This window comes from Cellulomonas sp. (assembly GCF_015234515.1).
Taxonomy (GTDB): domain Bacteria; phylum Actinomycetota; class Actinomycetes; order Actinomycetales; family Cellulomonadaceae; genus Cellulomonas.
Genome location: NZ_JADGMY010000034.1, coordinates 51,697 through 65,232, shown reverse-complemented (window position 1 = coordinate 65,232; position 13,536 = coordinate 51,697). Strand labels below are relative to the sequence as shown.

Here is a 13,536-nt window from a genome sequence, read left to right as displayed (position 1 = left end):
GATGATGGAGCCCGGGGCTACCGACCCGACGTCGCTCCGTCATTGTACTCGGGACGGGTCACTCCAGCCGGTCCGCCCGCCACAGCTGGGCGGCGTGCGCGAGCTCCTCGGCTGTCCGGACGAGGGAGGCCGCGCCGCGGGTCTGGCGCGCGGCGGCACCCGGGTCGAGGGCGTCGAGGTGGTCGGCGTCGAACGCTGCTCCCGTGGCCAGGACCTGGCAGAACGCGGCGGCACGCTCGAGCGCGGTGGCGAGGTCACCGGTGTAGACGCCCGACAGCACGGCGTCCGCCACGGTGCGCACGTCGTCCGGCCCGGGCCTGTCGACGACGCCGGCGACGACGTCGTGCACGGGCGCGGCGGCAACCCCCTGGCGGTACCGGTCGGCGACCGTCTCGGGGTCGCGACGGACCCACTCGCGCAGGACGTAGAGCCGCCACAGCGCGCCGGGCAGCGTGTCGGCCGGGCTGTCGGCCCACATCGCGGCGACCACGTCGAGCCCCTCGGTCTCGACCAGCGCCACGAGCCGCGCGACGACCTGCGGGTCCTCGGTGGCGCGCCCGTGCCGCACGAGCGCGTTGGCGGTGGTGTGCGCGATCTCGTCGCGCAACGTCGGGTCGAGCGCGCCCGGCAGCTCGTCGGCGACCGCGGGGTCGACGACGACCGGACGGTGGTACCGCCGCCCGCCCGGGTTGCCTCCGCCGCCCTGCCGGCCGCCGTCCGCTCCGCCGCTGCTGCCTGTCCCGTGCTCGCTCACGGCGGCATGATCTCTCGCCCTGGCGCCGACCACCAGCCGCACGTGCCTGCCGCGCCGCCCCGCCTGCGTCGCGGCGCCGACGTGCGGGGTCGGGTCCCGCGGTTCACAGTGGGTCTGACCGGGACGGGCCCGGGCGAGGGGGTGCTGGTCATGGCCGACGCGACGTCCAGGGGCTCGTCACCGGCGGGGACCGGGAAGTACAAGGGCAAGGCCGTCGCGCTGGCGATCGCCGCCGCGGTGGGCGGCTTCCTGTTCGGCTTCGACAGCTCGGTGATCAACGGCGCGGTGGACGCGGTCCAGGGCGAGTTCGACCTCTCGGGCGTCGTCACCGGGCTGGTGGTCGCGGTGGCGCTGCTGGGGTGCGCGCAGGGGGCGTGGCTCGGCGGGCGCCTGTCGGACCGGTGGGGCCGCACGCGCGTGATGGTCCTCGGCGCGATCCTGTTCTTCGTCTCCTCCCTGTTGTCGGGCTTCGCGTTCTCCGCCTGGGACCTCGCGCTGTGGCGGGTCATTGCGGGCATCGGCATCGGCATCGCGTCGGTCATCGCCCCCGCCTACATCGCGGAGATCGCCCCGGCCGCGATGCGCGGCCGGCTCGGCTCCCTGCAGCAGCTCGCGATCACGCTCGGCATCTTCGCCGCGCTGCTGTCCGACCAGCTGCTGGCCACGACCGCGGGCGGCGCGTCGAGCGAGCTGTGGTTCGGCCTGGAGGCGTGGCGCTGGATGTTCCTGGTCTGCGTCGTCCCGGCCGCCGTCTACGGCATCATCGCGATGCGGATCCCGGAGTCGCCGCGGTACCTGGTCTCCCAGGGGCGCCGCGACGAGGCACGCGCGGTGCTGGCGGACGTGCTCGGGGCGGACGAGGACCCCGAGGAGCGCGTCGCGCAGATCGAGCAGACGATCCGTACGGACCAGGCGCTCGTCAACCAGGCGAGCCTGCGGGGTCCGGTGCTGGGCCTGCTGCCCGTGGTGTGGGTCGGCATCCTGCTGTCGGTGTTCCAGCAGTTCGTCGGGATCAACGTGATCTTCTACTACTCGACGACGCTCTGGCAGGCGGTGGGCTTCGAGGAGAGCCAGTCGTTCCTCATCTCGACGATCACCGCCGTGACGAACGTCGCGGTGACGTTCATCGCCATCGGCCTGATCGACAAGGTCGGACGCCGGCCCCTGCTGCTCGTCGGGTCGGCGGGCATGACGGTCGCCCTGGCCACGATGGCCGTCGCGTTCATGAACGCGACGGGCACGGGCGAGGACATCCGGCTCGAGGGGTCGTGGGGCGTGATCGCGCTGGTCGCGGCCAACGCGTTCGTCGTGTTCTTCGGTGCGACGTGGGGGCCCCTGGTGTGGGTGCTGCTGGGCGAGATGTTCCCGAACCGGATCCGCGCGGCGGCGCTCGGCGTCGCGGCGTCCGCGCAGTGGGTCGCCAACTTCCTCATCACCCTGTCGTTCCCGGAGATGCTGGACCGGTGGGGCGCCTCCGTCCCCTACCTGATGTACGCGGCCTTCGCGCTGATCTCGTTCGTCTTCGTCCTGACGAAGGTGCCGGAGACCAAGGGCGTGCAGCTCGAGGACATGGAGGGCCTGAAGGTCGAGCGTCGCGGGCGGCGGACGCCCGCCTGACGTCGCGCGTGTGGCACAGAACATGTTGCCTGAGGTAACTACTCAGCGTAGCGTTGCCCCGAGCAACTGTCGGAATCGTCCCTCCGGCCCGCCCTCGACCGCCGACGACGCCCGGTCGCCCCCGTCCCCGCGCCCGGAAGTGAGCAGCACGCGTGAGCACCACCACCTCTGTCGACGGCAGTGCCGTCGAGACCCCCTCGAGCATCCCGATGACGCACCGCCAGGTGCTCGAGGCCCTCTCCGGGATCCTCCTGGGGATGTTCGTCTCGATCCTCGCGACGAGCGTGGTGTCGACGTCCCTGCCGCGCATCATCACCGACCTCGGCGGCAGCCAGTCGGCGTTCACCTGGGTCGTGACCGCGACGCTCCTGACCACCACGGTGTCGACGCCGATCTGGGGCAAGCTCGCCGACCTCGTCGACCGCAAGCTCCTCGTCCAGCTCGCCCTCGTGGTCTCCGTGCTGTCGTCCGCGCTGGCCGGCCTGTCGCACAGCACCGAGATGCTCATCGGGATGCGCGCCCTGCAGGGCATCGGCGCGGGCGGTCTCACGGCGCTGGGCACCGTGCTCATCGCCGACATCATCAGCCCGCGTGAGCGGGGCCGGTACATGGGCCTCATGGGCGCCGTGATGGCCGTCGGCATGGTGGGCGGCCCGCTGCTCGGCGGCGTCATCACCGACGCCGCGGGATGGCGCTGGAACTTCTTCGTCGGCCTGCCGTTCGCCGTCGCGGCCATCGTCGTGCTGCAGCGCACGCTGCGCCTGCCCGCCGTCGTCCGGCGCCGGGTCCGCATCGACTGGGCCGGGGCACTGCTGCTCTCCGCGTCGATCGCGACGCTGCTGCTGTGGATCACGTTCGCCGGATCGTCGTTCGCGTGGGTGTCGTGGCAGTCGGGCGTCATGGTCGGCGGGACCCTGCTGGGCGTCGTCGCCGTGATCGCCGTCGAGTCGCGCGCCGCCGAGCCGATCATCCCGCTGCACCTGTTCCGCAACCGCACCGTCGTGCTGGCGATCATCGCGTCGGTCGCCGTCGGCATCGCGATGTTCGGCACGCAGGTCTTCCTCAGCCAGTACATGCAGCTGGCGCGCGGCAGGACGCCCACGGAGTCCGGCCTGCTGACCATCCCCATGGTGGCCGGCACGTTCCTCGCCTCGACGCTCTCGGGGCGGGCCATCTCCCGCAGCGGCCGCTACAAGAAGGTCATGGTCGTCGGAGCGGTGCTCCTGACCTCGGGCCTGGGCCTCATGGGCACGATCGACGAGAACACGAGCTTCACGCTCGTCGGCCTGTACATGCTGGTGCTGGGCTCGGGTGTCGGCATGCTCATGCAGAACCTCGTCCTCGCGACGCAGAACACGCTGGCGATCACCGACATGGGCGCGGGCACCGCGACCGTCGCGTTCTTCCGCACCCTCGGTGGTGCCATCGGCGTCTCGGCGCTGGGCGCGGTCCTGTCCAACCGGGTCTCGCACCTGATGGTCGACGGGCTCGCGGGCATCGGCGTGCCCGCCTCCGCACTGGGCTCCGGGGGCTCGACGTCGCTGCCCGACCTCGCGACGCTCCCCGGCCCGGTCCGCCAGGTCGTCGAGCACGCGTTCGGCGTGGGCGTCGCGGAGCTGTTCCTCATCGGGGCACCCGTCGCGCTGCTCGCGCTCGTCGCGGTGATCGCGCTGCGGGAGGTCCCGCTGGGACGCGCGTCGGGTGTCGAGCAGCGGCTCGCCGCGCAGACGGCCTTCGCGCAGGACACCCCCGCGGCGTCGCGCTGACGCCCGCCCTCAAGCAGGGTCGACGGACCGTTCGGCGTCCGCCACCAGGTCCGCGTTGAGGCGCGCGAGCAGGTCGGCGAGCTGCGTGAGCTCCTCGACGCGCCAGCCGTCCAGGGATCGCCGCATGTACTCCTGGCGGCCGGTCCGGGCGTGCGCGAGCCGACGCGCACCCTCGTCCGTGAGCGTGAGGGGCTGGCTCCGTGAGTCGCGCGGGTCGGCCGAGCGCGTCACCAGACCCAGGCGCTCCAGGCGCGTCACCTGGCGCGACATGGTGCCGCGCCCGACGCCGAGCAGGTCGGCGAGGTCGCTCGTGCGGGTACCCGGCGTGCGCGCCACGGTCGCCAGCAGGAGGTACGCGGACGAGTCGAGATCGGGGTGGACCGTGCGTGCGAGCCCTGCGGAGGCGGCGCGCGCCCGGCGCATGAAGAGCCCGAGCTCGCGCTCGACACGCAGGACCGGGTCATCGCTCATGTGCTCATCCTGGCGCAGCGAGGACGGGCGCGGGACCGGCGGGCCGCACGGGCGTCCGGCTCAGCGGGCCCAGGTGGTGCGGCGGCGGGCCACGTGCGCGACCGCGGAGACCCTGGCAGGGTCCAGCCGCTCGGGCATCCGTCGGAACAGGTTCGGCACCTCGTGGCGCGCGATGACCAGGATGTCCTGCGGCGGGTCCTGCACGTCCCGCTCGAGGTCGCCGGCGATGACGAGGACCGCACGCACGCCGGCGCCCGCGCAGCCGGCGGAGTGCAGCAGCCCCTGGACGCGCGAGGCCTCGAGCCGGGCGTCACGCAGGTAGGGCACGGCACGCCCGTCGACGTGCATGGTGCGGGCCGCGGCACGCACGTGGCTGCCCGGGTGCCGTCGCTCCGTGACGGTGAAGATCCCCCCGGGCCCGATCAGCAGGTGCTCGACGACCGTGCCCTGCCGGCCCAGGGGCACGTCGTGCACGGTCTGCCAGCCCTCGTCGGCGAGGCGGTCCAGCCGCAGCCGCACGGGGCTCCCGCGCTCGCCGCGCGGGTGGTCGTCGTCCTCGCCGAGCCAGGCCCCGATGCCGGCGTCCTCGAGCGCGTCGATCGACGCCAGCTCCGAGGTGACGGGCAGGACCAGCTCCGGGACGTCCGACCTGAGGTAGGCCTGCGCGGCACGGCGGACCCTGGCCTCCAGGACCGGGTCGTCCGCGACGACCTCGCCGGACTGGAGGTCGACGGAACCCACGCGCGCACCCGTCTCGTGGGTCACGTACAGGCGGTCGGCGCCGTACCGCCGCCATCGCCGAACCTTCAGGACCTCGTCCACGTCCGCATTATCGGCACGCAGCGCCTGCTACTTCAGTACCGTCCACGGGGGACTTCCGCGCGGGGCGGCGTGTCGCGGCGTGTCGTCACCCCGACGGTCCTGCCGCCCTCTCACCTCCGGGCGACACCCGTCACCCGTCGTGCGCCGTCGGCTCGAACGTGAGGCTGACGGAGTTCATGCAGAAGCGGTCCCCCGTCGGCGTCTGCGGCGCGTCGTCGAACACGTGTCCCAGGTGGGAGCCGCAGCGGGCGCAGCGCACCTCGGTCCGCACCATGCCGAGCGTCCGGTCCGTGAGCAGCTCGACACGGTCCCCCGCCAGCGGGGAGAAGAAGCTCGGCCACCCGCAGTGCGAGTCGAACTTGGTGTCCGAGCGGAACAGCTCGTTGCCGCACGCCCGGCAGCGGTACACGCCCTCCCGGTGCTCGTCCAGCAGCGCGCCGGTCCACGCGCGCTCCGTGCCGGCGCGCCGCAGCACCGCGAACTCCTGGGGCTCGAGCTCGAGCGACCACTCCGCGTCGCTCTTGGTCACCGGGTACGCACGGGGTTCGGTCACGTCAGGCTCCTCCCGGTGCCGCCCTGGTGGCGGCTCCGTCGGACTCAACACACGACATTCACCCGGCGTTCCCGACCGACGCGGACGCCACCGAGCCCGGCGTCCGCCACCGGCACCACCGGGCGACATACCCTGACGGAAAGGTCCCCCGGTCCGCCCGAGCCGCGAGGTGCACGTGCCAGCTGGTCGCCGCCGTTCGAGCCCGACGCGCCGGTTCGCTCTCGTGAGCCTCGTCGGCATGCTCCTCGTGGGTGTCGCCCTGGTCGTCGTGACGTCGTCGCAGATGCGTGGTCAGGCCGTGCGGGACGGCACGGCGGCGGCGTCCAGGATGGCGGTCTTCGCGGCACGCGTGGTGCCGTCGACCGCCTTCGTGACGGGGGTCCTGTCCGCCGAGGAGCGCCACGCGGTGTCGGAGGCGACCCGCGGGTTCGGCGAGGAGCTCGTCGAGCTGCGGCTGTGGAGCGCGGACGGGCGGCTCATGTACTCCTCGGACGGGGCGACGACCGGGCTGCCCCGCGCGGACCGCCTGGCGCGCGTCATGCGCGCCGGCGCCCCCGACGCGGTCGTCCAGCCGGACGTGCGGGCGGGCGCCGCGGCCCCCGACGAGCGCACGGTGCTCGACGTCTACGTCCCGGTGCGGCTGGCGGACACCGCCACGCCCGAGGCGCAGGCGGACGTCGGTGCCACGGCCCCCGTCGGCGCCGCGGAGGTGATGCTCGACCACACCGTGACGCAGCAGACGCTGCAGACCACGACCCGCACGGTCACGCTCGTCGTCGCCGGCAGCCTCGTCGTGCTGTGGCTGCTGCTGTTCCAGATCGTGCACTCCACGTCCCGCAGGCTGCGCTCGACCGCGCTCGACAACGCTCGCCTGGCGCTGCTCGACTCCCTCACCGGCCTGCCCAACCGCCGGCTGCTCGCCGACCAGATGCAGCGCGCCATCGACAAGGTCGCCGACGACGACGCCCGCGTGGGCCTGATCCTGCTCGACATCGACCGGTTCAAGGACATCAACGACACGCTCGGGCACGACCACGGCGACGAGCTGCTGCAGCAGGTCGCCGAGCGACTGCGTCACGCGCTGCGCGACGACGACGTGGTCGCGCGCCTCGGCGGCGACGAGTTCGCGATCCTGCTCCCCGACGTGCGGACGGTCGCGAACGCCGAGCGCCTCGCCCTGCGGGTGCGCGGGCTCTTCGCCCGCCCGTTCGAGCTGAGCGACATCGCCCTGCACGTCGAGACGTCGATCGGCGTCGCGTGCCTGCCGGACCATGCCGCGGACGCCTCGGCTCTCATGCGCACGGCCGACATCGCGATGTACGCCGCCAAGCACCACCGCACGGGCGTGAGCGTCTACTCCCCCGCGGCGGACGACTCCTCGCCCGCGCGGCTCGTGCTGCTGGGTGAGCTGCACCGCGTGCTCGAGTCCCGCGGCGACCCCGGCGAGGTCCCGCAGCTGGAGATGCACTACCAGCCGAAGATCGAGCTGTCCTCGCAGCGCACCGTGGGACTCGAGGCGCTGATCCGCTGGCGGCACCCCACACGGGGGCTGCTCCCGCCGGGCGCGTTCGTGCCGCTCGCCGAGCAGTCGGGGCTGATCCACCGCGTCACGGAGTTCGCGCTCGAGGAGTCGGTGCGGCAGCTCGCGCTCTGGCACGCGCAGGGCGAGGCCGTGCCGGTCGCGGTCAACCTGTCCGCGCACGACGTCGCGAGCCCTGCGGTGGTCGACATGATCGAGCTGCTGCTGGCGCGGCACGGCGTGGAGCCCTCGCTCCTGGAGGTCGAGGTCACGGAGACCGCGCTGGTCGCGGACCGCACCCGTGTGGTGCCGGTCCTGGAGCGCCTGAGCGCCCTGGGGGTGTGCGTCGCGATCGACGACTTCGGGACGGGCACGACGTCCATCTCGCAGCTGCGCGACCTGCCGGTGGCCGAGCTGAAGATCGACCGGGTGTTCGTCGCCGACCTCGGCGAGGGCGGCCGGGCCGGGTCGGAGGTCGTCGTGCAGGCGATGGTGGACCTGGCGCACTCGTTCGGTCTGCGCGTGGTGGCCGAGGGCGTCGAGGACGAGCCGACGGCGCGCACGCTGGAACGCCTGGGCGTCGACCGGGCGCAGGGCTACCTGTGGGCGCGGCCCGCACCTGCGTCGGCGGTGCATCCGCCCGGCGGCAGCTCGCTTCACCCGATCGGGTGAAGTTGCCGCGTTGTCCTCAAGGTCGACGCAGCCCGCGCCGATGGGGGACGAAGCAGGCGGACTGCGGCCGGCGATGGGGCGCGACGCGGAGAAGGGGCCGACGCGATGATGGACGAGCTGCTCGAGGACATGATCGACCCCGAACCGTCGCGGCAGGACGTGGCGCGACGTCGCCGGGTCTGGGCCACGGGGGCGATCCTCCTCCTCGCGGGCGTGGGCGTGACGTCACTGACGACGTCGGCCCTGTTCACCGACCAGGACTCCCTGAGCGGCGCCATCACGACGGGCACCGTGGTGCTCACGGCCGACGGCGCGCAGTTCGAGCTGCCCCTCGAGGGCCTGGCACCCGGCGGGAGCGTCTTCGCACCCTTGACGGTGAGCAACGAGGGCTCCCTCGCGCTCCGGTACGCCGTGAGCATGGCTGCCGCGACGACGACGCCCACCACGGGCGTCCCCGGCCCCGGCGACCTGCGCACCCAGCTGCGGACGCGCATCTTCGCGGTGCCCGCCTGCACGCTCGCGGGCACGGACGACGCCGTGCCCCTGGGCGACACGGGGAACCTCGTGGACGGCGACTTCGGGCTCCCGCCCGGTCCGGACCTGGCCCCGATCGTCGGCCACCCGGCGACGGGCCTGCAGCCCGGTGACCGCCCGCTCGACGCCGTGGTCAGGTCGGAGACGCTGTGCGTGCGCGTCGACATGTCGATCGACGCGGACGACGACTACCAGAACACGGCCGCCGAGCTGACGTTCCAGCTCGACTCCGAGCAGACGGTGAACAACTGAGACGGCCTTGACCCCGGACCGCCAGGCCCCGCAGCCCTTCGTCGACCGCCGCGCGTCGCGCCCGGCGGCCCGCCCTCGCACGCCCTGGTGGCGACGCACGACGAGCGTGGCGCTGTGGACCGTGGTGACCGTGGGGGTCGTGGCCTTCGTCGCCTCGCTCGCGGCGCCGCTGTGGTACCAGGCGCAGGGTCAGCGGCTGCTGATCGTGACGTCCGGCTCGATGGCACCGCGGTTCCTGGCCGGCGACGTCGTGGTCCTGCGGGCGGTGTCGGACGCCTCCGAGCTCAAGCCGAACCTTGTGGTCACGTTCCAGCCGGTCGGCCAGACCGGGCTGGTGACCCACCGCATCGTGTCCCTGCACCGCCTGCCGGCGATGCGCGAGGTCGGTGACGGGTCGGGCCGCATGGAGCCGGTCCTGGGCGACGACGGCCAGCCCGTCCTGCAGCCCTACATCCGGACCCAGGGCGACGCGAACGACAGCCCGGACGCGAACGCCACACCGGTCGAGCGGGTGCAGGGTGTGCTGCTGGAGGTCCACCACGGCTGGGGTCCCGTGCTGTCGTGGGCGACGTCGCCGCGAGGCCGCGCGGTCATGCTCGTCCCGCCCCTGCTCGCCCTCGCGACGCTCGAGGTGGTCTCGGTGCTGGAGGGGCGGCGGCGCGCCCACCGCGCCGAGCGCCCGCAGGACGACAGGAGGGTCGATGCGCTCGTCCTCGAGTGACGCGCGTGCCGCAGGCCTCGTGACCCGCGGCACGTGGGTGCGGCTCGCCGTGCTGAGCCTGCTCCTGGTGCTGCTCGTGGTGTCGTCGGCGGTCGAGCTCACGGCGGCACTCCTGACGGACACCGTGCGGACGACCACCGTCGTGTCGACGTCCCTCGTCTTCCCGACCCCGGGGCCCGCTCCCGCCGGGTGACCCGCGCGACGCGCCACCGGACGACCGGAATACCTGCGCCGCCGGGCCCGTTGAGCCACCTGTTCGATGCAAACGCATGAACTCGATGAGCGAGGTGCAGCATGCAGTTCGGGATCTTCTCCGTCGGTGACGTGACCACGGACCCCACGACCGGACGGACCCCGGACGACACGGAGCGCGTGCGCGCGATGCTCACCATCGCCGAGCACGCCGACGCCGCCGGGCTCGACGTCTTCGCCACCGGCGAGCACCACAACCCGCCGTTCGTCCCGTCGTCCCCCACGACGATGCTCGGCTACCTCGCGGGCCGCACCAAGAACATCGTGCTGTCCACCGCCACGACGCTCATCACCACCAACGACCCCGTCCGCCTGGCCGAGGAGTACGCGATGCTCCAGGTCATCGCCGACGGCCGCATGGACCTCATGATGGGCCGCGGCAACACCGGCCCCGTCTACCCGTGGTTCGGCAAGGACATCCGCCAGGGCCTGCCGCTCGCGATCGAGAACTACGCGCTGCTGCGCCGGCTGTGGGAGGAGGACGTCGTCGACTGGTCCGGCAAGTTCCGCACCCCCCTGCAGGGGTTCACCTCGACGCCCCGCCCGCTCGACGGCGTCGCGCCGTTCGTGTGGCACGGCTCGATCCGCTCCCCCGAGATCGCCGAGCAGGCCGCCTACTACGGCGACGGGTTCCTCCACAACGCGATCTTCTGGCCCATGGAGCACACCGCGCAGATGGTGAACTTCTACCGGCAGCGGTACGAGCACCACGGCCACGGCCGCGCGGACCAGGCGATCGTCGGCCTGGGCGGGCAGGTGTTCATGCGCAAGAACAGCCAGGACGCGTGGGACGAGTTCCGCCCGTACTTCGACAACGCCCCCGTCTACGGGCACGGCCCGTCGATGGAGGACTTCACGCGCGAGACGCCGCTGACCGTCGGCAGCCCGCAGCAGGTCATCGACCGGTACGGCGCGTTCTGGGAGCAGGTCGGCCACTACCAGCGCCAGCTGTTCCTCATGGACCACGCCGGCCTGCCGCTCAAGACCGTGCTCGAGCAGATCGACATCCTCGCCGAGGACGTCGTGCCCGTGCTCCGCAGGGAGGCCGAGTCCCGCCGTCCCGCCGACGTCCCGGCGAACCCGCCGACGCACGCCGAGCGCGTCGCCGCCGCCCGCGCCGCCGGGCGCGTCCACGTGCAGCAGGCCGCGACCGCGGACCACTGGACGGGCAAGGCCGCCGAGGACGACCTCGCCGCCGCCGAGGCCGCCGGCGCCACCACCCTCCCCTGAAGGAAACTGGATCACCCTCTCACCGCGAGAGTGCAATCCAGCCCCCTCCCCGGAAGCAACTGGATCACCCTCTCACCGCGAGAGTGCAATCCAGTCACCCCCTCCCGCGCGAGAGAGCAATCCAGCCACCTTCCCCGAAGCGAACTGGATCGCACTCTCACCGCGAGAGGACGATCCAGCCACCCCCTCCCGCGAGAGGGCAATCCAGCCCCCTCCCCGGAAGCAACTGGATTGCACTCTCACCGCGAGAGGACGATCCAGTCACCCCCCTCTCCCGCGAGAGTGCAATCCAGTCCCGCCCAGCACGTCCCCAGGAGGACCCCGTGACGTCCCGATCGATCGTCGTCGTCTCCGGCGGGCTGTCGCAGCCGTCGTCGACCCGCATCCTGGCCGACCGCCTCACCGAGGCCACCGTCGCCGATCTCACCGCGCGCGGCGTCGATGCGGTCGTCGAGGTCGTCGAGCTGCGCGGTCTGGCGCACGACGTCGTCGACATGACCCTGACCGGCTACGCCCGTCCGGACCTCGCGGCCGCTCAGAGCGCCCTGGCGGGTGCGGACGGCGTCATCGCGGTGTCACCGGTGTACGCCGCGTCGTACGCGGGGCTGTTCAAGTCGTTCGTCGACGTGCTCGCCCCCGACACGCTCGACGGAACCCCCGTGCTGCTGGGCGCGACCGGCGGCACCGCGCGTCACTCGCTGGCGCTCGACCACGCGCTGCGCCCGCTGTTCGCCTACCTGCACGCGGACGTCGTGCCGACGTCGGTCTTCGCCGCGACGGACGACTGGGCCGACGCGGGCACCGAGCAGGTCAAGCCGCTGCCCGCCCGGATCCGACGGGCGGCCGCCGAGCTCGCCCAGCGCGTCGCGGCCCGCGAGCCGGTCACCCGGACCGGGCTGTACGACGCCGTGCCGTCCTTCGAGGACATGCTCGGCGGCTCCTGACCGCCGCCCGCGCACGGACCCGACGACGAGGGGCCGACCACCGGTGGTGGTCGGCCCCTCGGACGCTGCGACGCGCCAGGCGTGCGGCACCCGGTGCGTCACCGGTGCGTCACTGGTGCGTCAGGGTGAAGACGGCCCCCGTCTCCGTCGCCTCCACGTCGAGCAGCTGCTCGGCGAGCGTCTGGGACGTGCGCGGGTCGACGTAGACGCGGGCCGCGCCCTCGGCGACCACGTCGTCCCCCGGGTCCGGGGCGGCGACGAGCTCGAGCTCGAAGCCTCCCGTCTCCTGCTCGGCGATGCGCAGGCCGCCCTCCTCGGGCAGACCGGCCTGGCTCGTGAGGGTCTCGACGGCGGTGCGGGCGGTGTCGGTCAGTGTGAGCACGGGTGCTCCTCTCCCAGGGCCTGGGGACGTCGGCCGGCACCCGCGGCCCCGCCGCGTCGGCGGCCACGGCCGCACCACGGGCGGGACGACGTGCCCCGGTCCGACGCCGTCGGACATCGTCCACCGTGACCCGAGCGGCAGCACGGGCGCAAACGCTCGTCCGACTCGCGAGATCCCTCCCGGCTTGTCCGCTCCGGGGCTGCGCCCTCACGCCGGGCGTCCTATCCTCCGCGCCCCAGCGAGGATCAGCGGGAGACGTCGACGACGAGGGCCCGGTGGTCCGACAGTCCCAGGTCGAGCGCCCGGCCCGGGCCCGACGCGTGGACGCCCGGCCCGGCGAGGACGTGGTCGAGCTGGCGCACGGGCTCGTCGACCGGGAACGTGGGCGCCTGCGCGAGCGACTGCAGCCCGGACAGCCGCGCCGGCTGCTCGCCCGCCAGGTTGAGGTCCCCCATGACGACCTTTGCACCCGGCAGCGTGCGCGTCTCACGCACCAGGTGACGCAGCTGCCGCACGTTCCACCCCGGGATGAACGTCAGGTGGGTGCAGATCACGGTCAGCGGCCCACGCTCGTCGTCCACGACCGCGCCGAGCGCGGTGCGGGGCTCGTCCCGGACGAGCTCGGGCCAGCGCGAGCCCGGGAACCGCACCGGCGTGCGGCGGCGCAGCGTGGGCAGCGTCAGCACGTGCCACTCTCGCACCGGTCGGCGCGAGAGCAGCGCGATGCCGTAGGCGGCCGTGTCCGGCTGCTCCTCGCCCGTGCCGGCGACCCACAGGCCCGGCTCGCCGTGCAGGGTCGCGACGAACCGGTGGTGCGGCGCGCCCATCGCCTCGGCGGCCACTGCCGTCAGGTCCGCGCAGTGCGACCTGCTCTGCGCCCGGTCGACCTCCTGCAGCGCGAGGACGTCGGCGTCGAGGCGCCGCACGGCGTCGGCGAACCGGTCGAGGTCGACCCGCCCGTCCACGAGCGAGCGCCCGTGGAGGATGTTGAAGGTCGCGAGCCGCACCTTGCGATTCTCACCGGTCCCCGGGGCCCCCGCACGGCAA

At 73.3% G+C, this 13,536-nt stretch carries 14 protein-coding genes; 8 read left to right on the top strand and 6 right to left on the bottom strand.

The genetic code is table 11. The features are described 5' to 3' along the window. Nucleotides 1-58: 58 nt before the first annotated feature. Entirely contained in the window at nucleotides 59-631 is a 573-nt protein-coding gene (locus IR158_RS18415) for a hypothetical protein (RefSeq protein ID WP_291815768.1), read from the bottom strand. A gap of 273 nt (nucleotides 632-904) precedes the next feature. Here IR158_RS18415 and IR158_RS18410 point away from each other — a divergent pair, with 273 nt between their 5' ends. Continuing rightward, entirely contained in the window at nucleotides 905-2,371 is a 1,467-nt protein-coding gene (locus IR158_RS18410; RefSeq protein ID WP_291815684.1) for a sugar porter family MFS transporter, read from the top strand. A gap of 209 nt (nucleotides 2,372-2,580) precedes the next feature. After that, nucleotides 2,581-4,137, top strand: a complete 1,557-nt coding sequence (locus IR158_RS18405) for an MFS transporter (protein ID WP_291815766.1) — start codon at nucleotides 2,581-2,583, stop codon at nucleotides 4,135-4,137. Between the two features lie 9 nt (nucleotides 4,138-4,146). On the opposite strand, the gene IR158_RS18400 is transcribed toward IR158_RS18405, so the two are convergent. The 3 genes from IR158_RS18400 to msrB all read right to left on the bottom strand — a co-directional run bounded on the left by IR158_RS18400 (nucleotide 4,147) and on the right by msrB (nucleotide 5,983). Further along, a complete protein-coding gene (locus IR158_RS18400; RefSeq protein WP_291815680.1) occupies nucleotides 4,147-4,608 on the bottom strand; it encodes a MarR family transcriptional regulator in 462 nt (153 codons plus the stop codon). A gap of 60 nt (nucleotides 4,609-4,668) precedes the next feature. After that, a complete protein-coding gene (locus IR158_RS18395) occupies nucleotides 4,669-5,430 on the bottom strand; it encodes an NERD domain-containing protein (protein ID WP_291815677.1) in 762 nt (253 codons plus the stop codon). A 130-nt stretch (nucleotides 5,431-5,560) separates the two neighbouring features. After that, nucleotides 5,561-5,983, bottom strand: a complete 423-nt coding sequence (gene msrB, locus IR158_RS18390) for a peptide-methionine (R)-S-oxide reductase MsrB (RefSeq protein WP_291815675.1) — start codon at nucleotides 5,981-5,983, stop codon at nucleotides 5,561-5,563. Between the two features lie 238 nt (nucleotides 5,984-6,221). Here msrB and IR158_RS18385 point away from each other — a divergent pair, with 238 nt between their 5' ends. The 6 genes from IR158_RS18385 to IR158_RS18360 all read left to right on the top strand — a co-directional run bounded on the left by IR158_RS18385 (nucleotide 6,222) and on the right by IR158_RS18360 (nucleotide 12,107). Beyond that, nucleotides 6,222-8,174, top strand: a complete 1,953-nt coding sequence (locus IR158_RS18385) for an EAL domain-containing protein (RefSeq protein WP_291815673.1) — start codon at nucleotides 6,222-6,224, stop codon at nucleotides 8,172-8,174. Between the two features lie 105 nt (nucleotides 8,175-8,279). Beyond that, on the top strand, nucleotides 8,280-8,960 hold the full coding sequence (locus IR158_RS18380) for a hypothetical protein (protein ID WP_291815671.1): 681 nt from the start codon (nucleotides 8,280-8,282) through the stop codon (nucleotides 8,958-8,960). 7 nt (nucleotides 8,961-8,967) lie between these two features. After that, on the top strand, nucleotides 8,968-9,681 hold the full coding sequence (locus IR158_RS18375) for a signal peptidase I (protein ID WP_291815669.1): 714 nt from the start codon (nucleotides 8,968-8,970) through the stop codon (nucleotides 9,679-9,681). After that, nucleotides 9,662-9,874 carry a hypothetical protein gene (locus tag IR158_RS18370; protein WP_291815667.1) on the top strand — a complete coding sequence of 71 codons (213 nt, stop codon included), beginning with the start codon at nucleotides 9,662-9,664 and terminating at the stop codon, nucleotides 9,872-9,874. The genes IR158_RS18375 and IR158_RS18370 overlap by 20 nt, the downstream gene beginning before the upstream one ends. 101 nt (nucleotides 9,875-9,975) lie before the next feature. Continuing rightward, nucleotides 9,976-11,163 (top strand): LLM class flavin-dependent oxidoreductase, encoded by a 1,188-nt coding sequence (locus IR158_RS18365; protein WP_291815663.1) that lies wholly within the window; start codon nucleotides 9,976-9,978, stop codon nucleotides 11,161-11,163. Between the two features lie 323 nt (nucleotides 11,164-11,486). After that, nucleotides 11,487-12,107, top strand: coding sequence for a CE1759 family FMN reductase (locus tag IR158_RS18360; protein ID WP_291815660.1), 621 nt, complete (start codon nucleotides 11,487-11,489; stop codon nucleotides 12,105-12,107). Between the two features lie 109 nt (nucleotides 12,108-12,216). Here the strand turns inward: IR158_RS18360 and IR158_RS18355 are convergent, their stop codons facing one another. Further along, complete coding sequence (locus IR158_RS18355) at nucleotides 12,217-12,489, bottom strand: adhesin (protein WP_291815658.1); 273 nt, start codon at nucleotides 12,487-12,489, stop codon at nucleotides 12,217-12,219. 245 nt (nucleotides 12,490-12,734) lie between these two features. Beyond that, entirely contained in the window at nucleotides 12,735-13,496 is a 762-nt protein-coding gene (locus tag IR158_RS18350; protein WP_291815656.1) for an endonuclease/exonuclease/phosphatase family protein, read from the bottom strand. Nucleotides 13,497-13,536 lie beyond the last annotated feature (40 nt).

What these genes read in the sequence shown, in the direction of transcription:
- IR158_RS18400 (WP_291815680.1), bottom strand. Translation starts at nt 4,608, where the DNA reads ATGAGCGATGACCCGGTCCTGCGTGTCGAGCGCGAGCTCGGGCTCTTC.
- IR158_RS18370 (WP_291815667.1), top strand. Translation starts at nt 9,662, where the DNA reads ATGCGCTCGTCCTCGAGTGACGCGCGTGCCGCAGGCCTCGTGACCCGC.
- IR158_RS18405 (WP_291815766.1), top strand. Translation starts at nt 2,581, where the DNA reads ATGACGCACCGCCAGGTGCTCGAGGCCCTCTCCGGGATCCTCCTGGGG.
- IR158_RS18385 (WP_291815673.1), top strand. Translation starts at nt 6,222, where the DNA reads ATGCTCCTCGTGGGTGTCGCCCTGGTCGTCGTGACGTCGTCGCAGATG.
- IR158_RS18365 (WP_291815663.1), top strand. Translation starts at nt 9,976, where the DNA reads ATGCAGTTCGGGATCTTCTCCGTCGGTGACGTGACCACGGACCCCACG.
- IR158_RS18410 (WP_291815684.1), top strand. Translation starts at nt 905, where the DNA reads ATGGCCGACGCGACGTCCAGGGGCTCGTCACCGGCGGGGACCGGGAAG.
- IR158_RS18380 (WP_291815671.1), top strand. Translation starts at nt 8,280, where the DNA reads ATGATGGACGAGCTGCTCGAGGACATGATCGACCCCGAACCGTCGCGG.